Origin of the sequence: Paenibacillus favisporus, assembly GCF_040545415.1 — a bacterium.
GTDB lineage: Bacteria > Bacillota > Bacilli > Paenibacillales > Paenibacillaceae > Paenibacillus_AQ > Paenibacillus_AQ favisporus.
Window position 1 is genome coordinate 1,594,109 of record NZ_JBEPLV010000001.1, and the last position, 24,813, is coordinate 1,618,921.

The following is a 24,813-nucleotide window of genomic DNA, read 5'->3' on the forward strand; positions in this document are numbered from 1 at the left end:
TTTAATACTAGTTATGTTGGGCTCAGTGGAGTATACCTCATCATCCAGTTGGTGGTCTGTGCTAAGATGAGGGTAAATGATGATCAAAGCTGGGGAACAAGGCTAGAAGGGGTGCACATTGAAGAAAATACTTGTCATTGACGATGAAGTCGCAATCAGAGATTTAATTGAGCTCGTATTGAGAAGAGAAAACTACGTCGTTCAAACGGCTGAAAACGGTAAAGTAGCCCTGCAGCTGCTGGATGCTTTTGGGCCGGACCTGGTGGTCCTTGACTTGATGCTGCCTGACTGCTCCGGATATGACTTGTGCAAGGAAATCACCGGGAAACGTGCCGTTCCAGTGATCATGCTCTCTGCCAAAAATGAGGTAATTGACAAGGTGTTGGGACTAGAGCTAGGGGCGGAAGATTACATGACCAAGCCCTTTGACAATCGTGAATTGCTCGCTCGGATCAAGGTGATTCTGAGAAGAAACGAGAGCAAGGAGGAATCAAGTGAAGGAACAGAAGTGAAATCTACACGCATCATTCATGAAGAGCTGACATTTGATCTGGAAAGCCGAAGGGTGCTGAAAAACGGTGTGCCCGTGTCTTTAACGGCCAAAGAGTTTAAAATTCTGGAAACGTTACTCAAGAGGCCAGACAAAATCTTTACCCGGGATGAGCTGCTGCAGATCGGATGGGGATATGACTTTATGGGAGACAGTCGCAGTGTGGATATGACCATCATGCGATTACGGAAGAAGCTGGAGGATAACGCTGACGAACCGAAGTATGTCAGGACGATCTATGGATTTGGCTATCAACTTGGAGGTGGCGAGGCCTGAAGTATGCAACCCGGTTACTGCTGAATTATTTATTTTTCTCCGTGCTGTCCTTTGGCATCATCATTTTTGCGGTGAATAAAGCCATCGATTACTACAGCTTCATTACCATTGAAAAACAGATGATGGAGAAGGCGGATCTGTCCGAATTGTCCTTCCGTGAGGTGTTGGCACAGCATAGATCATCGACAGGAGAGCCGCAGACAAAAGAAATCGTCAGACTTGCTCTGGAGAAGCTAAAAGCTTCAGGCAAGGAAGTACGTATCTATGATAGCTCCAAGCAATTGCTGGGCTTGGCTGTGGATGGCATCATCATTCATGATGGCAAACCTCTTATTTTTGAAAAGAATATTGAGAAAGCGCTGAGCGGCAGATACGCCTACACCGTAACGGAAAATCATCTGCTTTATTTTGCCACTCCCATTCAGGATCAATACTACCAAAACGCTTATGTGTATGAGTTCGTGGAGGACATTTCCTACTTTTATGCGATTATGGATCAAATTCGTTATATCCTGTTTGCGGGTGCAGGCGGATTTATTGTACTGATTACGTTATCCAGTCTGTGGATTGCCCGCAACACAACCAAGCCGATTAAGCTGTTGCTTGGCGCTGCGCAAAGTTTCTCTAGACAGGAGTTTCGGAGGGTTCATCTAAATCGGAAGGATGAGCTGGGCATGCTGGCAGATGGGCTGGATTCCATGGGGCGGCAGCTTCATGATTACATTCAGTACCAGAAACAATTTGTCTCCAACGTATCTCACGAGTTAAAAACACCATTGGCAGCCATTCGTGGTTTCTCTCAATACTTGTATGATGGGGAGAACGAGAACAAGGAGCTGCAAAAAATCTATGCTCATCTGCTTCAGGAATCGGATCGGCTGACGCGCTTGATTAATGAACTGTTGTTGCTATCCCGATTCGACAAGGCTGGTTCTAACGAACTGGAAGCCCGGAAGACGGAAATGAACGAACTGATTCAGCAAGTCGCAATGAGTATGGGTGCCAAGGCCAAAGATAAAGGAATCGAGATTATGTTCAGGGAGGCGGAAGCGGGACCGGAGAATAAGCTTCTGACGAGAGTCCACGCCAACGTGAATCCAATGCTGATGTCCCATGCGATCGCCAACCTTGTGGACAATGCCATCAAATATTCAGGCAGTTCATCCCTAATCGAATTAAAGTTGGAACATACGCCAAGCGAGGTAGTTATACGGATACGTGATCAAGGTATCGGTATCGCGGGTGATGAGCTTGAGAGAGTGCAGGAACGCTTTTACCGGGCGAAAAATGCAAGCACAGCGAACGGTTCAGGTCTTGGACTTTCGATTTGCAAAGAGATTGTAGAGCGGTTTAATGGATATATCGACATGGAAAGTCAAATCGGAGAAGGAACGACCGTTACGATTGTGTTACCCCGTGCATAAAAAACGCGCGTAAATAGTTACGTTACAAGATTAATACAATTCTGTTATGAGATTAATAAATGCTTTTTTTATAATCACTTCATAAAGAAGAAATCACACTTTTATGGAGGGATCATGATGAAATTGATAAATAAAGCCGCAGCTGGTATCCTGCTGAGTATTTTACTAACGATGGCACTGACGGGCTGTCAGTCCAATGGTGCCAAGTCGCCAGAAGCGGCGCAGAGCTCGGCTGAAAATAACACGTCGAACGAACAGGCCAAAGTCGGTGAAGAAGCATCAAATTCTACTGCGCCTGCTTCAGAAGATTCAGAAGGACAGAGTGCTGAAGCGATTAAGGAAGGTTCGATGGAGAAGGAAGGCAATGTGGTGCTGAAGGAGCTTGCTTTTGTCTATAATGAGCACACCATTGCGATTTCGGATACAGCAAATGAAGATCAGATGGAACAGATGCTGGGCAAACCGGATAACCTGAAATCTCATACGTACAGTGCCGGCGATGGAACAAACATGGATACGTTAATCGGTTTTACAGAAAAGGTTTATACGTATCCTGGTCTGGAGATTAAAACAATCAGTATACCGGAGGGGAAACAAGACTCCATCTTTCATATCGGAATTACAGATCCTAAATACGCAACAGTACGAAACATTAAAGCAGGAGACAGCCTGGATACACTCAAAAACGCCTACCCTGAGGGTAAACTGCTTGGTGATGGAGCCCCTAATGAGGAGGATGAATTCCGTTACGAGCCATCCAATTATGTGGATGTGATGTCGTTTCATATCAAGAATGCCAAGGTGGAGAGCATTCAGATCTACAGCCTTCTGGACTAATATTTAGTGATCGATGTTGGTAAGCCATTCATACGATTCGCCTTTAATACCTGCCCGGGAGTGGGGCAGGTATTTTCTGATAAAACAAAAAAACGCTATGTTAGCGGGTTTCAATGGGACCATGTTCCGATCGTCGACTAGAGATTGCACTAGGCATTAAAAGAGATAAGACAACTATCATTTTAATAGTTGTCTTATCTCTTTCGTATTAATTTTCACCAAGAATTTTAGTTGGATTAAGCCCTGGAGGGAATATTTCTTCAAAATGGTCCTTTTTCTCATATAAATTATACCAAGCTTCAGCAATAACATCTGGATCCCCTGCTGTTCCGGGTTGTATCATGGCTCCGATTGAAAGATGTCCGACAAATACACCTTTTTCTTTTAACTCATTGTACAGGTTTGCGGCGTAATTACGAATACCAGCCCCAACGATTCCGGCATTCCCGGCATAAGGCAAAGGGAATATAGTAGATACGCCTGTTGTAAATAAAATTGCACCAGAACCGTTATTTATCATATCCGGTAGAACTTCATTAACGGAAAGAACACCAGCCAGCAAATAGCTTTTCATTATATCTAATACACTTTGAGGCGTAGTTTCTAGCACGTTTGTGAACTTATCCTCCCTGGCATAGGGGCTAAATTCTAGTACATCAATCGAACCAAACTCTTTTTTAGCTGCTTGAATGGCTTGTTTTAAAGCAGCTAAGTCCGTGACATCCGCTACAAAAGATTGCGTTTCAATATTTAATCCTCTAAGTTCACGTTCGATCATTGCTAATTTCTCAGGGTTACGTGCAATCACTGCTACCCTAAATCCATTTTTTCCAAATTTTTTTGCTAGAGACAAACCTAATCCAAGACCTGCACCAACTATGACAATAGTTTTCATTTTTCGTTAGCTCCTTATTTATGATATATTAAAAGAAACATGTGTTGCTTTAATGAAAACTATACAGCCAAAGGTTTAATGCAACAATCAACAACCCTGTGCGATTGTTGCTATAGCCACAAGAGTAATAAATTGTTGGGTTAGAGGTGAAGGAAATGGCCACAAAAGCAAGGAATATACGAATGACACAAACGAAACAATCATTGATTAATGCTTTTTTCCATTTGGCTTCTAAAAAGGATTTTGAAAAAATTACAATAGCGGATATAACAAGGGGAGCGCAGGTTAATCGGGCTACATTTTATGCGCACTTTAATGATAAATACGATTTAATCGATTTTATTATGGGGGATTTCGCCTCAGCATCTATCGAAAACCATACTTCAGGTGTTGTGAAATTCGATCTGGATAGCATAAGACAACTCATTTTTGCGGTATGTGATTTTTATCAACAACCGAACATTGAATGTCGCAGCAGCTATGGTGGCTTGGTCCTACCGCAAATGAAAGAAAAAATACTAAATGAATTGAAGGCTTTTTTGTCGAAAAGTTTGGAACATATTTTTACAGATAACGAAAAGAACATGTTTGTGCCTATTTTTGCACAAATCATTCATGAAGGTGCCTTGCAATGGGCCACTGGTAGCATCACCACGAATAAAGAGGAAGTCGCCAACAAGATTGCATTATTTGTAGTGGGTGGATCTCAGTCTTTCGAAGGAGCATTACGCTAACGGGTACGGTGAGCCTGAGCGGATGTTGACTGCCGACATTGCTGTCCGTGGTGTAATGGTCCCTTGACCTATGATGATCGACCTTGATGCGAAGCCATCCGGCATTGGCCGGGCTTTCCTGGAAGGCGGATCTGTATGTAACATGAGCCGATTACCGATTAGATAACCATATAAATATGTTTCTAATGCAATTTCATTAAGCTAACGGGCAGTTTACGTTAATTACGAGTGGGTTTTCGAGTATTATGCAGTTTTCTAATATACAAGATTGACATCTAAATTCTAACTGGATAAAATGAAAATAATTAGGAAAAAACACGAATGAAAACGATGAATGAACAAGATATGCTACATTTCGTTCAGAGAGGGATGTTTTGGTGTAAAATCCCACGAAACTTAGTATATTGCCGGTTCAGGAGTGCGGTTAATACCCGCCGGTTTGACTCGTTATAGTCAACAAGAGCTGATTGTATCGCTATGCGCGAGGACAATAACTTGGGTGGTACCGCGATTAAAATCGTCCCAATTTTTGGGACGGTTTTTTTGTTGTAAAAATATTCGGAATGGAACGGGGGAATATTGATGAAATTGTATACATCCGATGAAATTAGAACACCGTTTATTCGGTTTTTCCAAGCGAAGGGTCATGAAGTCATTTAAAGTGCTTCTGTTATACCCAATAACGATCCAACAGTTCTGTTTACGACAGCGAGAGAATAATCGTGGTTATTCAAGAAGTCGACGGCATTACATATCACCATATTCATGCATTGGGCCTTCGCCCTCGGTCCGGTAGACGTTAGAAGTTCTTAGTTTAGGAGGAGTCTATATGATATTAGAAAAAGTTATAAACAGAATTGTAATACAAAGTGAATATAAGGATTTTGTTGATAAGTATATAGATCATATACTTAACGAATTTAAAGGTAAGATTCATAGCATTTATATGTGTGGCTCGATTCCAAAAGGAACGGCTAAACCTTTTAAGTCAGATGCAGACTTTACTATTGTATGTGTAAATCCCAAAGATATTGATTACGAAAGATTGTCAAATATTAAAGACAGGTTTTTAGAAGAATACCCACTATTAACTAAGATTGATACGACAATTTGCTCGATTGACGATGTATTAAGTAAACCAAATGAGTGGGGTTTTTGGGTTAAGATCATTTGTGTTTGCATATATGGTGATGACGTTGGTGAAAAAGTACCACCGATCATGATTTCTCCAGAGTTCATTTTAGACTTAAATACAGAAACCAAGGACGAAGTAGATCGTATACATAGTTTACTTTCTAATGCTAGTGATAACACAATGAAGAATAGATATATTAAAGGTTACTCTAAGAGATTAATTCGTGCATTATACTCTTTGGTTTTAGAAGATACAGGTGTATGGCAAGATGACATTATTAAGATGAAGAATGCCATATTAAACTATTGTGAGATTGACTCCGCTTTAGTTGATTATCTGTATGCTTGTTACTTGGATAGTAATAATGTACTTGTTGAAGAGTTTCTGGGAATTGCAGATGAAGTATATAGCTATTTTGAGAACACGTTAAATGCAATGGCTGCTTCCAGAAATTACTTCGACTAACACCCTATTGACGCTTCGGGTCACTCTGTGAAGCGTGTGATCGCATCCAGCCCCATAAGCCCGTCGGGACGTCACGGCATTAGGTGTTCGGCAAGCCTCACTGAAAGAAGACGATGAAAAGTTCATTAGTCTACTATTAGCTAAGGTTAAAGAATATATTGAAGAAAGCATAAGTATTATTAAAACCTACCCTCTTTAAAATTTGATGGTCATTGATTAGACCGGGTGGCGCAGCGATGCGCCGCTTCCTTCAAAAAAACAGCCAGCTGCGCGCCGGCTGTTTTTTTTGCCGAATAGTCCGCTTGCAGAGGGCTTTTCGGGCCCCCGCAAGAATGGTCAACGCCAGGAAACGGGCTGACAAGAATGGGCATTTGCCAGAAACGGGGAGGGCATGTACCCTTGCCTTAAGACGCATGAAAGCGTTGACAATCATTTTTACCGATTCGAAGGAGGAATCCATGATGGACGTGCCTGCGGATAAGGTTACCGCGGCCGCCGAGGGCAAAGCCGTCGGCTCCCCGCCCAGCCTCGTCTGGGGGGGCCTGAAGAGAGACAAGTATTTGTATTTGCTGGCGCTGCCGGGACTGATTTATTTCATCGTTTTCCGGTACGTGCCGATGTGGGGGGTGATCATTTCATTCCAGGAGTATTCGCCCTATCAAGGCGTCCTAAACAGCCCGTGGGTCGGATTCGATCATTTCGCACGGTTTTTCTCGAATCCGGATTTCCTTCTGCTGTTCCGCAATACGATGGCGATCAATCTGCTAAGCCTGATCTTTTTCTTCCCGCTTCCGATTCTGCTCGCCGTGCTACTAAACGAAATTCGCGTTTCGTCTTACAAAAAAGTAGTGCAATCGATCATTTATTTACCTCATTTCCTGTCCTGGGTCATCATCGTCGGCATCACGTTTCTGCTTCTGTCCACCGGCGACGGCGTCGTGAACAAGCTGCTCGTCGCCTTTGGCTTCGATAAGGTCGATTTTCTAACGAACAAGAACTATTTCTGGGGACTGCTGACGCTCCAGTCCATCTGGAAGGACGCAGGATGGGGCACGATCATTTTCCTTGCCGCCATCGCGGGAGTCGATCCGCAGTTGTACGAAGCAGCCAAGATGGACGGAGCGAGCCGACTTAGGCAAATTTGGCACGTGACGCTGCCGGCCATCCGTCCCGTTATCGTCATTCTGCTCATTCTGCGGATCGGCCATATGATGGACGTTGGCTTCGAGCAGGTGTTTCTGATGATGAACGGCGCCGTCTCCGGAGTCGCGGACGTCTTTGATACCTACGTATACCGTCTCGGCGTCAAGCAGGGCCAGTTCAGCTTCAGCACCGCCGTCGGCTTGTTCAAGTCTGTCGTCGGCCTGCTCCTCGTCATCGGTGCCAACCGATTGGCTAAGAAATTCGGCGAGGAAGGCGTCTACTAACCCATTTCACCTGCTGGAGGCGAACGTTCCAATGAGAGAAAGCTTGGGAGACCGCGCGTTCGGCGTCATCAACGTCATCGCGCTCGGCTTGATCAGCCTGATTACTTTCTTCCCGTTCTATTATGTATTTGTCGTGTCGTTCACCGAACCGTCGGAATATATCCGGAGAGGTCTGGTGCTGTTCCCGCAGCATTGGAGCCTCGTATCCTACAAATATTTGCTCTCCACCGACGCTTTCATGAGAGCTATCGGGAACAGCGCGTTTTTGGCGATCGTCGGCACTGCGCTGAGCCTCATCGTTACTTCAGGACTATCCTACGCGATATCCCGCAGAAGGCTGCAGGGAAGGCGGTTCATCATGCTGGCCATCCTGCTGACAACGCTATTCAATCCGGGCATCATTCCACCGTATCTGCTTGTGCGGGACCTGCATCTGATCAATAGCATCTGGTCGCTTATCTTGCCGGTGCTGACAAGCGGCTGGTACGTGCTGCTGATGAAGGGCTTTTTCGACAGCATCCCGTCCAGCCTGGAGGAAGCAGCCCGGATCGACGGCTGCAACGATCTCAGCGTCTGGTACCGGGTCATCCTGCCACTGTCGCTTCCCTCCATGGCGGCGTTCGGCCTGTTCTACGCCGTCGCGTACTGGAACACCTTCTTCACGGCGCTACTGTATATTAACGATTTCGCGAAGCATCCGCTGCAGGTGCTGCTGCAGAACATGCTGATCGACGCGTCCACCGCGGCGGGAGGCTCGGCCGCGGCTGAGATGATGTCGGAGCAGCGCATTCCGCCAGAGACGCTCAAGATGGCCGCCGTCGTCATTGCCACGGTACCTATCCTACTCGTCTATCCTTTCTTGCAGAAGCATTTCGCGAAAGGAGCTTTGGTCGGTTCCGTCAAGGAATAGACGAAGGCCAGACTACTAGAAGCAAAATAAAAAGGGGAGGTTCGCGTATGCGAAAAAGAAGGTTCAAGCTTGACAAAACGAAGATTGCCGTTTCAGTGCTTCTCATCGCCGCCCTGCTGGTCGGCTGCAGCGGCGGAGGAGGCGGGGGAGGAGCTTCCGGCGACGGTCCGCTGAACGTCAGCATCATGACGATGTATTACACGCCAGAGCCGCCGGGCAAGGATAACGTCGTCGTCAAGGAAATCGAGAAGCGGACCAACACCAAGCTGAACATTACATGGGTCTCGCCGAACAATTATGCCGACAAGGTGAACGTTACGCTCGCTTCGGGGGACATTCCCGATCTGATGCTGCTGGATAACGCCTTCACCGCCCAGGTTCGGACGATGGTGGCGCAGGGGGCGTTGTGGGATCTCACCCCATATATCAAGGACTACCCAAATTTGATGAAATTTCCGAAGGAAACCTGGACCAACACAAAGCAGGCTGACGGCAAAAACTACGGAATTCCCCGGGTCCGTCCGGTCGAAGGCGGCGGCTTCGTTTACCTACGCAAGGACTGGATGGACAAGCTGAATCTCGAGGTTCCAAAAACAATCGACGAATTTTACGACGTCCTTAAAGCATTCGTTGAAAAGGATCCGGACGGCAACGGCAAGGACGACACGATCGGGTACGCCAGCTTCGTCGACCAGTCCGGCATGGCTTCCCTTGGCCAGCTGCAGAACGTCTTCACAAAGACGAACGGCGATTGGTCGCTGGTAGACGGCAAGCTTGTGAACGTCAATCTGCTACCTGGTGTCCGAGACGCTCTCGTCTGGATGAACAAGGTGTACCGGGAGAAGCTCCTTCCCGAAGATCTCGCGACGCTAAAAAACTCGCAGGCGAAGGATATGCTCAAGGCGGGCCGGGCGGGAGGCTTCCAGGATACGGTCGAAGCTGCCTGGGAACCGACGGAGGAGCTGCGGAAGACCGATCCGAAGGCGGACTTCCTTCCGCTTGTCTCTCTGAACGGCTACGTCAACCGTGATTCCGGCTTCTTTGGAATGTACGCAATTCCGAAGACTGTGCCCGAAGCGAAGATGAAGAAGCTGCTCGAGCTGATGGACTACGGCGCTTCTGACGAGGGCAGTGATTTGGCAAGCTTTGGCATCAAGGACGTACATTACAAGGAAGAAAACGGCGTGAAGGTGCCAACCGAACAGGCTAAGACCGATATCGTCGCACAGCAGGCGCTCGGCCAAATTTTCATCAAATACGACAAGTATTTACGCGCCTACCGTTCGGGTATGCCAAGCGACGTACTGGAGCGGAACAAGCAAATTATCGATGAGCGGGCCAAACTGAGCGTGCCGGAGGTTGCGGTCGGTCTCAATTCCGATACGAATACCAAGGTCGGCACCGAGCTGGGCAAGAAAATTCAGGACATGAAGACGAAGGTCATTTTGGGGAAAGCGCCGATCGAAGAGTGGGACAGATTCGTTGGAGAACTTAAGAACGATCCCGACCTGCTTAAAATCACCGAGGAAATCAATGCGTCCTATCAGCAGCGGATATCCAGCTCCGAGTAAAGGTTTGGAAAGCACCACCCTCTTTTTTCTAATTTGGAAAAAGAGGGTTTTTCCCGTTCATCTCGCGAGAATCGGTTACTCTCGGGGGTAGGCCTGTTAAGGCGTTTCGGTCGGCAAGTGAAGGTTATCGGACCACGGTCCGGGCAGCTATTGAAAAAAAGAAAGGCAGGGAGCGTCATGAACCATTTCGCCCAAAGGGATTGGCCGGATCGGCCGCCGGCGATCAAAGGCCGTTTCTACCGAAAAAGCCTATTGATCGTGCTGAGCATCACATGCCTACCGACGGCAATTATCGGAATAACACTCTATCTACTCGGCAGCTCGCATATCGGCAAGGAGGTGACGAGCTCGAACGAGGCGCTACTCCTGAACGCGGTAAAACGCATTAACGGCGATTTGAACCAGCTCGAACTGACAGCGACGCAGTGGGCGTTCGACCCGCGGTTCGACGGAAGTCTCCGGAACGTCGATCTGAAGGACCAATATAAAGTTACTCAAAACCTGTACCGCACCTTGACGGTTATGAAAGGCTTCTATCCGCTGGTCGATCAGGTGCATCTGTTCGTTGACGGCAAGTCGCCCGTCGTTGTCTCCGACTTCGACGGGATCGAAGCCGTCTCAAGCCCAGGCGATCTCGTCGGCTACCGGGCGGTCATGTCCAGCAAGCAAGGCGCGTTCTGGCTGAACGGCTTCCCGCGGGTCAACCGGTCGGACGATCATACGGTGGCGCTCGTACATAAGGTTCCGGGCATCGGCCAGCCTTACGGTACCCTGATTTTCTATCTGGACCGGGATAAGCTCGTAAGCCTGGTACATGAGCTGTCGCTCGGCAAGGCCGGCAGCTCCTTCATTATCGACGAGAAGGGCCGCTTCGTCGTGACCGAGAAAGGGGCGGGCCTTCCCGAAGGAACGCCGTTCGAGACTGCGCTGGCTGCCGAGATCAAGCAGCGTGAAACGGGTTCCGGCACGTTCCTGTACAACTTTCAGGGTGAAACATATACCGTCACGTTCGGCGATTTTACCCGGCTTGGACTGCACTGGACCTACGTCACTGCCGCTTCGCTTTCCTCAATGACGGCTCCGGTCAAAATGATGTCTAGGATGATTGTCGGTGTCAGTCTGTCGGGCTTTGTCGTCGCGCTTCTTCTGTCCTGGCTTGCCTCCAAGAGGATCTATCATCCAATCCACCGGCTTGTCGGCTTGTTCCATGACGAGAAGCGAGCGCCCGATCCGCCCAGCGACGAGATCGGCTTTCTCGAGAAGCAGTGGCGCCACCTGAACCGAGAAAGCCGCGAGCTGCGGGAGAAGCTGGAGCAGGCGCAGCCCTGGATGCGGTCAAGCTTTTTGCTTCATCTCATACAGGGACATTATTATTCCTTCACGGAAGAGGAACTGCGAGAGAGGATGAACGCCTACGGCTGGAGCATGGACGGCAAGCGGTTTCTGCTCGTGCTCCTCCAGGTTACTGGGCTTAGCCGGCTGAAGGGGCGCTTCACGGACGGCGATGCTCAGCTCGTCTCCTTCGCGGCAGCGAATATCGCGCAGGAATTGACCGCCGCTCGCGGCGAACAGGCGGATATCGTCAATTTCCAGGATCTATCCGTAGGCATTCTGTTGTCCTTCGGGCGGGAGGAGCCGGAGGAGGCGGCACGCGGCAGCGCCTTCCAGCTGGGGGCTTCGCTCGCGGAGACGATCTGCGCCGTGCTGAAGGTGCAAAGCACAATCCTGATAGGTCGGCCTCTGCCGAGAATTGCGGATTTGCCGGAATCGTTGCGGCAACTTCGGCAAGCCGCCCGCTACCGCGATGTTCAGGAGGAGACGCAGATTCTTTCCCTGGAGGACCTTCTTCCTGGCATGGGAAGGGAGACGGTGCCGTATCCGTTTGCGGCGGAGAAGGAGGTGAAGCAGGCGATCCGGATGGGGCTCCCCGAGGAGGCCGCCGCCGCCGTACACTCTTTCGTGGAAATTCTCGTGCAGGAGGGAGGCAAGGAAATGTTCGTTCAGGACGGCGCGCTCCAGCTGCTCGGCAGCATCCAGCACGCGATTCTGGAAGCCGGCTACCAGCCGCGCGGGCTGTACGGGGACGATGATCTGTACGACGAGCTTCGCGGAATGCGGGATCCCGATAGGATGACTGAATGGTTTCGTGTCCGTGTAATCGGACCATACGGGAAAGCGCTGGCCTGCGACAAGGCTTTGCATCAGCGTCGGCTCGTCGAACGGGCGATGGAGTACGTCAAAGGGAATTACGACTCTGACATCTCGCTGGAGCGCTGCGCCGAGGACTTGGGGACAAGCCCGTTCACACTGAGCAAGGCGTTCAAACATATCGCCGACATCAATTTCATCGATTACTTGATCCAGCTGCGGATCGAGAAGGCGAAGGAGCTGCTGGACGACACCGACATGAAGGTCGGCGAGATTGCCTTGCAGATCGGATATCAACCCTCTTATTTGAACCGGCTGTTCAAGAAGCTGGTGGGCGTTACACCCGGGCAATACCGTGAGCGGAAGGCGAACCTCGAGTGAACGCTCGCGATAGATAACGGCGATCCACCCCCACGGCTATGCCCTTTTCCGAACATTACGGGCTCTGAGAGTTCGAATGCGTAGAGCTTGAGTTTCCATATATACGCGGGCTATCACCCCGGAACGGTCTGCCAGACATCTGGGCGACGACTTTCGGAGATGGTTTTGCAGTGAACCCAATTTCATGGAGTTTATGTATAACTACGCTTGCTTGTCAAATCCCAAGTCGATATGGTTGAATTGAACCGACATCGGATGTAGGCTGATTATTAAAGTTGAAATCACTGAAATGACCATTTCATCAGCAATGTTCTGAAGAGCCCGCCTGAGAGAGATCTCAACGGGCTCTTCTTAGGTGCAACAGAATTTTACAGACAACACTCGGATAGATTGTGATAAAAAGTCATCAGCGGAACAGTAGATGTCATGATCGCATCCTAACAATTTTGCGCAAGTGTCCCTATAATCTAGATCAACAACGAGAATGACAACGCTTACAATTCTGAGTTTATTCTCGTTATTAATCCAAGTGGGGACAGGGGCGGTTAAGAAGAATGCGAGGACATTGGATTTCTGTCATGCTTGTATGTTTGCTTATGTTGGGAGGAATGGGTCGTGTAGGTTTAACCGCCGCAGCGGATGGCGTACCGCCAAAAGAATGGAACTTTATCACGCGCAGCGGGGATCGGTTGATGGATGGCGAGAAGGAGTTCCGGTTCATATCCATGAACGGCTCAAATCTCACGTATATGCCAGCTCCCGTATGGCATCGCCCTGATCCATGGGAACAGGAAGATGTATTTAGATCCTTGCAGCAAATGGGTGGCACTGTAGTCAGGCTTTATACGTTCACGATCAAGGGAGGAACCGCCAATGGGGATCAGCCAAGTCATGTAACGGGCTTAAGGCAGTTTAATGAAGACTATTTTCGGGACCTGGACCATGTGCTGAAACTGGCAAATGAGTATCATATCCGCGTCATTATTCCTTTTATCGATACATGGGAGCATGTCGGAGGGATTAAACAGTTTGCAGGTTTTCGAGGGAAAACCGCCGAGGAGTTCTACACCGATACCGAGTTGAAGGAAGATTATAAACACCTGGTTAGCTATGTGATGAACAGAACGAATATTTATACCGGCATCAAATATAAAGACGACAAAGCCATCCTTGCTTGGGAAACCGGCAATGAGTTATATCCAACGGACGCTTGGACACAGGAGATGAGTGCTTATATAAAAAGTATGGACTCTAATCACATGGTCATGGACGGACGGTACGGTATTAGTCAGGCTTCCCTTGAGGATCCCAATGTGGATATCGTGTCCAATCATTATTATGAGAGCGGAGGAGCTGATTATGCACTGCGTGCTGCTGCGGACCGAAACTTGAGTTTGGGTAAAAAAGCGTTTGTGATCGGGGAGTTTGGACACTCGAACAGGACAAATCTGACCCGAACGGCTGATGAGGCGATCGCTAATGGTACATCCGGAGCCTTGTTATGGACGCTGAAGTCTCACAACAAGGACGGCGGCTTTTACAACAAGGAAGGAGATTTCCGTTGGCCAGGCTTTCCATCGGGTGATATCTATGACGAAAAGGCGATTATGTCTATGATTCGGGAAAAAGCTCATGAAATCCGTGGATTGCCGGTCCCGCCGATGCCAATACCCGATGCACCACAGCTACTGCCAATTGAATCGGTGCTTGGCATCGCATGGAGAGGATCGGCCGGGGCGGAATCCTATCAATTCGAAAGAGCAGAACACCCGGATGGACCATGGGCCGTTATAGGCACTCAGGTACTGGATAGTGATATTCCTTTTCGTCCTTTCCAAGATTCGTCGGCTGCGGAAGGAATGAATTATTATTATCGGGTAAAAGGGATGAACGGAGCCGGAATCTCGGAGCCTTCGAATGTCGTTGGCCCAATTACCGCCTCTTCCGTTCCACCGGTACCGGATCAGCCGATGTGGATCCCATTTACCTCAGTTGCTTCCATGACCTGGAACCCGGTAAAGTGGGCTGAATCGTATGATATCGAACGGGCTGAAACACCAAACGGACCTTGGACGGTGGTTGGGGCGGATCTTGCGGAAGCAGATCAACCGTTCAAGGATGCTTCGGCAAGCAGCGGCATACCGTACTATTACCGAATTACGGCCAAAAACACGGGCGGTGCCTCTGAGCCGTCTGAAATATTCGGACCGATAACCGTGCGCAACATAGCCCAACTCGCAGCTTTGACTGTGGATTCAACCAACGGATCGAACGTTAAGGAATATGCCGTTGATGGAAATCTATCCACCCGCTGGTTGTCTCAAGGGCAGGAAGAGAGCCATTTTATTGAAATGGAATGGACGGTTCCGCAGAAACTCAACTACGTAAAAATTTGGAGCGGAGCCGCGAGCGGCGAACAATGGCATATCCGTGATTTTAGCGTTGAATATTGGGACGGAACCGTATGGGTGCCGGTGACATCCGTTGTCGATAATGACAAGGACGGCTTTTATGGCGAGTATAATGATATGCACTTCGAAACACTTCAAACGACAGCCTTGCGCTTAAATATTACGAAGCCTTCATGGCAGGGGATACCGGTGAATCCGAACGATAAAATTGCCAGGATTATGGACATAGAGACAGGCTACAACGACGACACGGTACCGAAGGAAGTGAATAGCGCGGCGGTAGTGGAAGGGGACGGCCAGCTGACCTTATATTGGACGGATCTGGAGGATGACGATTTCGCCCAAGTCGTCGTTTTGGAAGAAGGTGCAGCCGAAGCTGAAACGGTTCATGTAGGCAAAGGCGTACAAACCGTTACAATAAACGGGCTCGTGAATGGGACGGAATACGCGTATCGAATCCGAACGGTGGATGAGGCGGGGAATAAGTCTCCTGGCGTCACGGTTTCCGGTACGCCCGGAGTCGATCGTCCGGGTAACAGCTTTCCAGGCTGCGAGAAGTCTGATAGAGGCAAGCCGAGTAACCAACAAACTAACCACGGGAGCAAACTTAGGGATAAACCGTGCAATAATAAACCCGCGAGCGCTCAATCATAAAAGGAAAATAAGATTCAAACGAATTTGGATGAGTGTGTTCGTTAAAGAGCTGTTTTCACAGGTTCCTGCCTGTGAATTAGCTCTTTTTTATTTTAAGCCAATGAAAAGGTCATGATCCGAACAGTGAATGTCATCAGCGTGTGCTAATCATGACCGCCATTGGGATCTAAAATGTAGGTATACCCGAATGGATCGGGACATTTCGAGTTTACCAACTGGAGGGTCTAAACATGACATCGAAAAGAACATGGACGCTGCCGCCGGAAGAACTGCCTATTATGAACCAGGTTGATGTCGTCGTCGTCGGAGGAGGGCCGACCGGCATTGCCGCTGCCATCGCTGCCGTCAATAATGGAGCAAATACTTTGCTGATTGAGCAAAGGGGATTTCTAGGAGGTATGGGCACGACCGCACTGGTACCTGCCTTTTGTCCTTTTACCGACCATGAGAAGCCCGTCATTCGCGGTATCGGGCTGGAGTTGATGGAGCGAATGAAAGCGAATTGTAAACCTTCTTATATCACGGAATATAAAGAACAGCTGGATTGGGTCCCGATTGACGTTGAGGTATTGAAGCGGGTGTACGATGAAGCGCTGCTTGAGAGCGGAGCCAAGGTTTTGTTCCATACATTTGTTGGACAGCTGGTCATGAATTCTGGGGGGCACGGCGTGAACGGTCTGGTGCTTCTGAATAAGTCCGGAAGATCGATCGTCGAGGCCAAGTACGTCATAGATGCCACAGGTGACGCCGATATTGCGGCGCTGGCCGGCGCTCCGTTCCAGAAAGGTGGGGATGGCGGCGAGCTGCAGCCGGGGACGATGTGCTACCTGTTAACCAACGTGAACCGGGAGCGCTTCAGGCAATATATGAGGGATAGCGGTGACACCGGACAAATTCCGCAAGCGGTTCAGTTAGCACAGAGCAACGGCGATCTGCCTCCCGGCCGGAAAGAAGTCTCCGGCTTTGCCTGGGTCTCCGATTACTTGGTTGGGGTCAACTTCGGGCATGTGTTCGGCGTGGACGGAACGAAGGCGGAAGATCTCACGAAGGCTGCGGTAGAAGGCAGAAAGCTGGTCAAAATACAGGTCGAATTTCTGCGGAAGTATGTACCCGGATTTGAAGACGCCCATTTGGTCAGTACAGGCGAACAAATCGGTATACGTGAAACCCGCCGCATCGTCGGTGATTACATGCTGGTTCAGGACGACTTTATATCCATGCGAAGCTTTGAAGACGACATTGCAAGAAATGCTTATTTTATTGATATCCATATGGCAACCAGCAAAGAAAACATGGAAATTCGCCATCTTCCCCCCGGTCGGTCGCATGGGGTTCCATACCGTTCCCTTCTTCCTCAAGGTTTGGCAAATGTGTGGGTTGCGGGACGGGCCGCCTCCGCTGACCGAGTCGTACAGGGCTCGCTTCGGGTAATGCCCAACTGCTTTGCAATGGGGCAGGCAGCGGGAACAGCCGCGGCCATCTGTGCAAAGACAGGCAGTACATCACGGGAGGTCGATATCAAACAATTGCAGCGTCTTCTCATCGAGCAAGGCGCCTGGCTGGGCGAGCTTGCAGAAGTTTAGGCGGAAGCGAATCCATTCTTTTATCATAGCGACAAGACAACTAAAGAGAGGTGAATCCCGTGGCACAACATAAGGCTGTTACCGTGCCCAAACCGTCCGGCACCAGCACCGATACGGTCTTAAACAAAAAACGTTTCGCAAACCTCAGGCAATATTGGGATTTGTACTTGATCATGGTTCCTGGTATCGTGTATTTTCTCGTTTTTAAGTACCTTCCGATGTGGGGGATTGTGATCGCCTTTAAGGATTACAGCATATTTGCAGGATTTAATGCCAGCGAATGGGTAGGACTCGACCACTTTGTACGGCTGTTTCATGATCCCCAATTCTATCAGGTGTTCTGGAACACGGTCATTATCAGTTTATATAAGCTGTTCTGGGGGTTCCCGGGTCCCATCATCCTAGCACTTCTGCTTAATGAGATCCGCAGCATGTTTTATAAGCGGACGATCCAAACGCTTGCTTACTTGCCGCACTTTCTGTCTTGGATCATTTTAGGCGGTATATTGGTAAACGTCCTGTCTCCCGCAACGGGTGCAGTCAATGAAATCATGAAATGGCTTGGATTCGAACCCGTGTTTTTCTTAGCGGATCCGGCTTGGTTTCGATCGGTGCTGGTCATCAGCGATATTTGGAAGGAGGTCGGTTGGGGGGCCATCATCTATCTTGCGGCTCTAGCGGGCATTGACCAGCAGCAGTATGAGGCAGCCGTCATGGACGGTGCAGGGAAGTGGAAGCAGCTGTGGCATGTAACCCTTCCTTCCATTAAGGGGACGATCATCGTGCTGTTCCTGCTTAGGCTTGGCAGCATCCTCGATGTAGGGTTTGAACAAATATTCGTTCTGTATAACTCGCTCGTATATGATGTTGCCGACGTCATTGAGACCTATGTGTACCGGATCGGTATCGGTCAGTCCGAGTTCAGTTATTCGACTGCGGTTGGATTGCTTAAATCCGTCATCAGTCTGGTGCTGGTCGTTATCGTCAACAAAGCCGTTAAAAGAACGGGTCAAGAAGGGATCTACTGATTATGAAAATGTCAAAGGGTGAAAAATGGTTCAGCAACATCAATCACTTTGCGCTTGCCTGTTTTGGGCTTCTGGCTTTGGCGCCCTTCATTCACATTCTGGCCCAGTCGTTCAGCAGCTACCGGGCAATTGTATCCGGCGAAGTCTCCTTCCTGCCGGTAGAATGGACGACGGAAGCATACGTGAAGGTGTTCAATGACCCGGGGTTCGTTCAATCTTTTCTCGTCAGCGTGCAGCGAACGGTTGTGGGAACCCTCATCAGCGTAGTCATGACCATGCTGCTTGCGTATCCTCTATCAAGATATTACATTAAAGGCCGCGGTCCTATCATGTTCCTCATTGTCTTTACCATGATGTTCAGCGGCGGGATGATCCCGACATACCTGGTAATCAAAGAGCTGCATCTGATGAACACCTTCTGGGCCTACGTCATTCCGGGTGCTGTTAACGCATTTCATGTGGTCATCATGAAAAATTTCTTTCAGTCCATTCCGAATGAACTGGAGGAATCCGCAAGAATCGACGGTTCGTCCAATCTCGGGATTTTATTTCGCATCGTAGTACCGCTGTCCATGCCGGTGATTGCCACGATCGCCTTGTTTAATGCGGTCGGACAATGGAATTCTTTCTTCGATGCGGTCATGTACGTTACCGATTCTTCTTTAAAGCCGCTGCAAATCTATTTGCGGGAGCTTGTGATGTCGGGGCAATCGAACATTAATACGACGGATAGCCTGGAACGGCAGCTCCTGGCTGTGGAGTCGCTGAAAGCCGCAGCATTGATAGCGAGCACATTGCCAATATTGCTCGTGTATCCGTTCCTTCAGAAATATTTTGTGAAGGGAATTATGATCGGCTCGGTCAAGGGGTAATAGGGCATATTTTCCTTGTATCCGTTTACATTTCGTAATATTTTTATATAAAGGGGCTGAAAGTATGAAATTGCGAAACATGTTGTCAGTATTGGTGATCTCCGCTATAGCGGCTGGTTTACTCAGTGGATGCGGAGGCCGGAAGGAATCTTCGGGCAGTCCCGAGTCAGGAGAAGTCGGCAAAAGGCCGACCATCAATATTGTGCAGCCTAACTTTGGTCGTAAATTTTTGGACGGTATGAACGAGAACAACAACCCCTACCAAAAATACGTCAATGATAGCGTCAATATCGACGTGCACGTGGTATACCCGCCCTCCGACGGCTATCAGGACAAGCTGAATGTGATGATGTCATCCGGCGACGATATAGACATGGTATTTACGCAGGATGCTTCCTGGTTCATAAACATGGTAAACCAAAAGGCGCTGCAGCCGCTGAATGATGCTATTGAGGCGTCAGGTCCCGATCTGAAGAAGTCGGTTCCACAGGAAGCATGGGACTCCGTTACGGTGGACGGTAACATCTACGCGGTGCCAGCGGTCAATTATATTCTAGGTAACGATTTGATGTATGTGCGTAAAGATTGGCTTGACAATCTGGGGCTGCAGCCGCCGAAAACGCTGGATGAATATGTGAATGTGATGCGTCAATTTGCCCAGAATGATCCGGATGGTGACGGCAAGGATGACACGGTCGGCTTGTTGATGGGGGAAAATCTCATCCGATCGGCACCATTCTTCGGCTCTTTCGGCGTACCGTTCAATGGTACATCTGCGGTCAATCAATGGGTGATGAGAGACGGAAAGCTGGTGAATGCCACCATTCTGCCAGAAACGAAGGAAGCTCTCCAGTTCCTGGCGGACCTCTATAAAGAGCAGCTGATTGATCCGGAATGGGCACTGAACAAAAACAACAATATCGAAGAGAAAGTAGCCAGCGGCAAAGCCGGACTGTTCTCGGCAACTTGGTTTGATACGCGGGGGCCGATCTTGACGAATAAGACAAACGATCCGAAGGCGGAATGGATCCCGCTTGACTATCCGGTGGGCCAGGGCGGGAAGAGCGGCGTCGTTGCCTCCAGCATGGTGATGGGCTACAGCATCGTGCCTGCAAAAAGCAAGAAGGCGAATGAAGTCATCAAAATGTTCAACTTTGCCAATGGCGAAGGCCATGAGCCAATCAAACTCGGCTTGCCTGAGCACAACATATCGAAGCGGGAAAACGGTAAGCTGGTCATGGACTTTGAGGAGCACAACAAGCACGTCTACCGCAACAATATTTTGGACTATGCCGCTCCATGGGATCAGGAGCTTGACTATCAGCGGCTTGATGCGCTCGGTCCTGAATTCAAGCTAAAGGATAACGTGACACGGATCAGCAGCAACCTGATCCTGAACGAATACAATGGACCCCCAACGCCAAGCATGGGCAAGAACGGGGTGCAATTGACCAAGCTGATGCAGGAGACATTTACGAAGATCATCATGGGGACTGTGCCGGTCGAAGCATTCGATCAATACGTGTTGCAGTGGCAGAGACAGGGCGGTGAATCCATCACCGCTGAGGTGAACGAGAATTATGCAAAGATGAACAAATAAGCTGAATAACAAAGTGAAGGGGCTTCCTCTAGAGGCACCTTCACTTTGATTTATGTAGACAAGGATGATGCTGAATGATCAGAATATGGAAAAACCGTTTCAGGCAATCGATTCAGCTGCGGCTTACCGGTTATTTTATTCTGATCCTTATCCCCCTCGTTGTGATATCGACCTTTTCCAATCATCGCTCGCGCACGATTCTAAAAAATCAGATTGGCGATCGTACGCAAAGCGCCATGCAATCCGTCGTCCATTATGTGGACCTTACAATGCAGGGGGTGTATGAGCTGACAACGGTCCTTGCGAACAATTATGATATTAACCGCAGATTCGAATACGCCGGCAAAGTGCTCACACCGCAGTCTATTTTGGATTTCCAGTGGATTGATCAGCAAATCGCTGCTATCTCCTCTGTTAACCGGATGGCTCCAAAGGCGTCCCTATTTCATTATGATTCCGGCATATTATTGTCAACCACCGGATATCAAAAAGAACAGAATCCGGAGCAGCTGGAGTGGGTCAAGCAGGCCATCGAAGCCGATGGGAAAATCACGTTATTTTTCCCGGAGGAGAACCGGTACAATGCGAACCATATGATAGACCCGATCTATAACGAGAACGTCATGGTGGTAATGAGGCGGATGAGTTTGCTCAATCCTGAACGGAACAAAAATATCGTTATACTGCCGCTGAGCAAGGATTATTTTGTCAGCCAATTGAGGCGTTTGCTCCCAAGTAGCCGTGCAGAGGCCTTTCTGTTTACCCAGGACGGGAAATTAATTGCTACGACGGCAAGCAGCACTGCAACTCCTCCCTCCTGGCCGGACGAAGGCAAGGATCTGATTGCAGGCCATCTACCGGGTTATCCTGAGCGGATGCTTATGGTTCGGGTAACGTCACAGGACTCGGGCTGGAAACTCGTCATGATACAGCCCGAGAAGGATATTTTGCAGGAATCGCGCACTTTGCAAAGGTGGACGTACTTGATCATCGCCGTAAGCGTGTTGATATCGTTATGGATATCGTGGATCGTTTACAGCGGCATATCCAAACCAATGAAGAAGATGGTAACCGCGATGAAGGAAATGAGGAGGGGGCAACTCGATACCCAAATCATCCATCGAAGGGAGGATGAATTCGGGTATGTCATGGATACGTTCAATCATCTGGCCAGTGCGCAGCGGCACCTGATCGAAGATGTGTATGAGAAGCAGATATTGCTGACGAAGACGGAGTTCAAACTGCTGCAATCGCAGATCAATCCTCATTTTCTTTACAATACGCTGGATTCGATCTATTCGGCAGCGGTATTAAGCGACGCTGACGATGTGGGAGAGATGGTCATCAATTTGTCCAAGTTTTTGAGATATAGCCTGGGTAAGGGAAAGGAACACTATACGGTCTCGGAGACTTTTAACCATCTGAACTATTATATTAAAGTGCAGCAGAGGCGATTTGATTTTGAAGTCACTTATCGGATGGGAGAAGGTACGGAAGATATCCTACTCCTTAAATTGCTGCTCCAGCCGTTAGTGGAGAATGCGATTTTGCATGGGCTTGAGCGCAAACACGGCGGCCGGGCACTCGATATTTCTGCAGTGAACGACGGGGAATGGTTCGTTGCCGAAGTAAAGGATAATGGTGTTGGAATGGCGCCGAATCGTCTGCAGTATATTCAACGGCAACTGGATGGGATTTCCATGATGAATTTGGATCTTTCGGCGGGAAGGGACCGGATGGACACGGAATTATACGGTTTGAGAAACGTGAAGTCCAGGCTGAAACTGCATTACGGGGAGAAGGCAGATCTAGTGATTGATAGTGATGAACTGGTTGGAACGCGTATTCGATTGTATATACCGCGGGTTGAATGCGGAAGTATCCGGTACATGGAGGGGACTGGGCATGAATTTAATGATCGTGGAAGATGAGATCGGTATCCGGGCAAGAATGGTGGGAACCATCCCCTGGGAAGAGAACGGCATCGACGTGGTTGCTCTTGCGGAGAATGGGAGTGAAGCACTTCAAATGATGGAACGTACCCACCCGGATATCATTGTGCTGGACATTCGGATGCCGGAAATGGATGGACTCACATTGGCGAAGCGGATTCACGAGTGCAACGAATTGGTGAAAATGATCATCCTCAGCGGTTATGAACATTTTGAATATGCGCGTTCTGCCATGGAGTCCGGCGTACTCAAATATCTGATTAAGCCTGCAAGCAATGAGGAGATCCTGCAGGCCGTTCTGGAAGCGGCAGCTATCCTAAAAATCGAGTTGGAGAAGCGGCATAACTATGAGATGCTGTTCTCGAAATGGAGGAATCATCTGCCGAGACTGCAGGAAACATTTTATAATAGTTGCATTTCCGGTGCCTTATCCGATTGGGAATATGAAAGCCGAAGCAAGGAATTGTTGATCCCGTTTGAAGCGGAACGACGATTATCCGTTGTTGTCTTGGAGCCGGATCCATTGATTGACGGGGGGAGATTTCGGGCAGAGGACACACCGCTGCTTCAATTTTCACTGCGAAGCATTGCGTTTGACGTGATATCAGGCATGGATTCTGAACTGTTTCAGGATGCGAAGGGCTCTACGGTTATTATTTTTCATAGCAGACCGGAGGAGGTCCCAGGTGAATTCAAGCTTCGTGTCAGCTTTACCACAACCAAAGTGTTGTCCACGTTAAAAGAGTGTTTGAAAGTGACAGCTAGTGCGGGAATCAGCAGTATCGCGACTGGACTGCAGCATCTGCCCATGTTATATGCCCAGGCGCAGAATGCACTTCGGAAAAGAGTCGTATATGGACATGACCTTGCGATCCCTTATGCGGATGAACTCGGGGAAGATGTTTCGGCGAATTTAACGATTGACTCTGATGAAAGAGCACTTGAAACAGGAATCGAGCTTGGAGATATTCAAATAGCGGAAGCGGCGCTTGATCGATTGTTGTTAAAGGTGTTCGGGCATGTTTCTGCGGTAGAGGAGGTACAGGAGAAGCTGCTTTATCTCATGCATGGTTTGCTTCGCATCATTCGCGAACAACAGTGGAACCTGCGCCAGATGATGGGGGAGGATGCCGTTTATTTTTACAGTATCCTGAACCTTCATTCAAGGGAACAAATTCAGCAAACCCTGCACCGGATCGTACGTAAGATTACGACCCATTCGCAAAAGCGCCTTCAGCCAAGCGGACATAAATTGATTCAGCGTCTACTTGTCCTTGTCGACGAGGAAATCAGTCAGGATATCAGCCTGAATTTGATCGCGGATCGGTTATATGTAAACAAGTCCTACTTAAGCCGACTATTCAAGCATGAAGTTGGTGAGTCGTTCTCCCAATATGTGCTTAAACGAAAGATGACGCTGGCCAAGCAGTTCATTCAGGAGGGAGGACAGGTTGGGCAAGCTGCGAGACAAGTTGGGTATATCAACAGCGGTTTTTTTTCGAAGGTGTTTCATAAGTACTGGGGGGTTCTGCCGAGCGAAATTAAGCAGAATTAGAGTAGAGGGCACAGTGTCCTCTTGGGAAGCCAAATGATAAGGAATGAGTATCGCTACGAGCAGCAAGGGTGCCGAGACACACCGAGGATAACGGCTGAAGACTGGTTTTCATAGCTTTGCAGAGATGATTCATTTTGAAAGTAGACCGATTACTTGTCAAAGGTGCGACTGTAAGACGACAAGTGTCGAGGGACAAGAACATATTCCTATTGAAGTCGCTATTTAGCGGCTTTTTTATGTTATCGGTACAAGTTGCCCAAAGCTAAGGACAAGAACTTGTACCGAAAGCCGTTTAGATAAACAAATAAAATTTTGGAACCATGCCTTCAAATTCAGAAAGCTAAAGATCAAAAGAACATATCGCAATATCGGTCTCGGGAGCGGCTGGAGCAGGCATTGAAGTGA

General features: G+C 48.7%; 17 protein-coding genes. 16 read left to right on the plus strand and 1 reads right to left on the minus strand.

Going from position 1 to position 24,813, the window contains the following annotated elements:
- The first annotated feature begins 118 nt into the window (after nt 1–118).
- From ABID47_RS07475 to ABID47_RS07485, 3 genes are all read left to right on the plus strand, one after another.
- Nucleotides 119–826: a response regulator transcription factor gene (locus ABID47_RS07475; protein WP_200633409.1), complete on the plus strand. Its 708-nt coding sequence runs from the start codon at nt 119–121 to the stop codon at nt 824–826.
- A gap of 71 nt (nt 827–897) precedes the next feature.
- Entirely contained in the window at nt 898–2,250 is a 1,353-nt protein-coding gene (locus ABID47_RS07480; protein ID WP_354495520.1) for a sensor histidine kinase, read from the plus strand.
- 114 nt (nt 2,251–2,364) lie between these two features.
- Nucleotides 2,365–3,087, plus strand: coding sequence for a hypothetical protein (locus ABID47_RS07485; protein WP_354495521.1), 723 nt, complete (start codon nt 2,365–2,367; stop codon nt 3,085–3,087).
- Between the two features lie 208 nt (nt 3,088–3,295).
- Here ABID47_RS07485 and ABID47_RS07490 read toward each other — a convergent pair whose 3' ends face one another.
- Nucleotides 3,296–3,982: an SDR family NAD(P)-dependent oxidoreductase gene (locus ABID47_RS07490; protein ID WP_354495522.1), complete on the minus strand. Its 687-nt coding sequence runs from the start codon at nt 3,980–3,982 to the stop codon at nt 3,296–3,298.
- Nucleotides 3,983–4,137: 155 nt separating this feature from the next.
- Between ABID47_RS07490 and ABID47_RS07495 the strand changes: the two genes are divergently transcribed.
- From ABID47_RS07495 to ABID47_RS07555, 13 genes are all read left to right on the plus strand, one after another.
- Nucleotides 4,138–4,716: a TetR/AcrR family transcriptional regulator gene (locus ABID47_RS07495; RefSeq protein ID WP_354495523.1), complete on the plus strand. Its 579-nt coding sequence runs from the start codon at nt 4,138–4,140 to the stop codon at nt 4,714–4,716.
- A gap of 829 nt (nt 4,717–5,545) precedes the next feature.
- Nucleotides 5,546–6,316, plus strand: a complete 771-nt coding sequence (locus ABID47_RS07500; RefSeq protein ID WP_354495524.1) for a nucleotidyltransferase domain-containing protein — start codon at nt 5,546–5,548, stop codon at nt 6,314–6,316.
- Between the two features lie 461 nt (nt 6,317–6,777).
- Nucleotides 6,778–7,743: an ABC transporter permease gene (locus tag ABID47_RS07505; RefSeq protein WP_354495762.1), complete on the plus strand. Its 966-nt coding sequence runs from the start codon at nt 6,778–6,780 to the stop codon at nt 7,741–7,743.
- Between the two features lie 31 nt (nt 7,744–7,774).
- Nucleotides 7,775–8,653, plus strand: a complete 879-nt coding sequence (locus ABID47_RS07510; protein ID WP_354495525.1) for a carbohydrate ABC transporter permease — start codon at nt 7,775–7,777, stop codon at nt 8,651–8,653.
- Between the two features lie 47 nt (nt 8,654–8,700).
- Entirely contained in the window at nt 8,701–10,224 is a 1,524-nt protein-coding gene (locus ABID47_RS07515) for an extracellular solute-binding protein (RefSeq protein WP_354495526.1), read from the plus strand.
- Nucleotides 10,225–10,401: 177 nt separating this feature from the next.
- Nucleotides 10,402–12,753, plus strand: coding sequence for a helix-turn-helix domain-containing protein (locus tag ABID47_RS07520; RefSeq protein WP_354495527.1), 2,352 nt, complete (start codon nt 10,402–10,404; stop codon nt 12,751–12,753).
- A gap of 608 nt (nt 12,754–13,361) precedes the next feature.
- Nucleotides 13,362–15,818 (plus strand): cellulase family glycosylhydrolase, encoded by a 2,457-nt coding sequence (locus tag ABID47_RS07525; RefSeq protein WP_354495528.1) that lies wholly within the window; start codon nt 13,362–13,364, stop codon nt 15,816–15,818.
- Between the two features lie 230 nt (nt 15,819–16,048).
- Nucleotides 16,049–17,401 carry an FAD-dependent oxidoreductase gene (locus ABID47_RS07530; RefSeq protein WP_354495529.1) on the plus strand — a complete coding sequence of 451 codons (1,353 nt, stop codon included), beginning with the start codon at nt 16,049–16,051 and terminating at the stop codon, nt 17,399–17,401.
- A 59-nt stretch (nt 17,402–17,460) separates the two neighbouring features.
- Nucleotides 17,461–18,429 (plus strand): ABC transporter permease, encoded by a 969-nt coding sequence (locus ABID47_RS07535; RefSeq protein ID WP_354495530.1) that lies wholly within the window; start codon nt 17,461–17,463, stop codon nt 18,427–18,429.
- A 2-nt stretch (nt 18,430–18,431) separates the two neighbouring features.
- On the plus strand, nt 18,432–19,301 hold the full coding sequence (locus ABID47_RS07540; protein ID WP_354495531.1) for a carbohydrate ABC transporter permease: 870 nt from the start codon (nt 18,432–18,434) through the stop codon (nt 19,299–19,301).
- 64 nt (nt 19,302–19,365) lie between these two features.
- Nucleotides 19,366–20,901, plus strand: a complete 1,536-nt coding sequence (locus ABID47_RS07545; RefSeq protein WP_354495532.1) for an extracellular solute-binding protein — start codon at nt 19,366–19,368, stop codon at nt 20,899–20,901.
- Between the two features lie 74 nt (nt 20,902–20,975).
- The gene (locus tag ABID47_RS07550; protein WP_354495533.1) at nt 20,976–22,832 is read left to right on the plus strand and encodes a sensor histidine kinase; all 1,857 of its coding nucleotides are present in this window, start codon (nt 20,976–20,978) and stop codon (nt 22,830–22,832) included.
- On the plus strand, nt 22,807–24,408 hold the full coding sequence (locus ABID47_RS07555) for a response regulator (protein ID WP_354495534.1): 1,602 nt from the start codon (nt 22,807–22,809) through the stop codon (nt 24,406–24,408). Before ABID47_RS07550 ends, ABID47_RS07555 begins: the two co-directional genes overlap by 26 nt.
- The last annotated feature ends 405 nt before the right edge of the window (nt 24,409–24,813 follow it).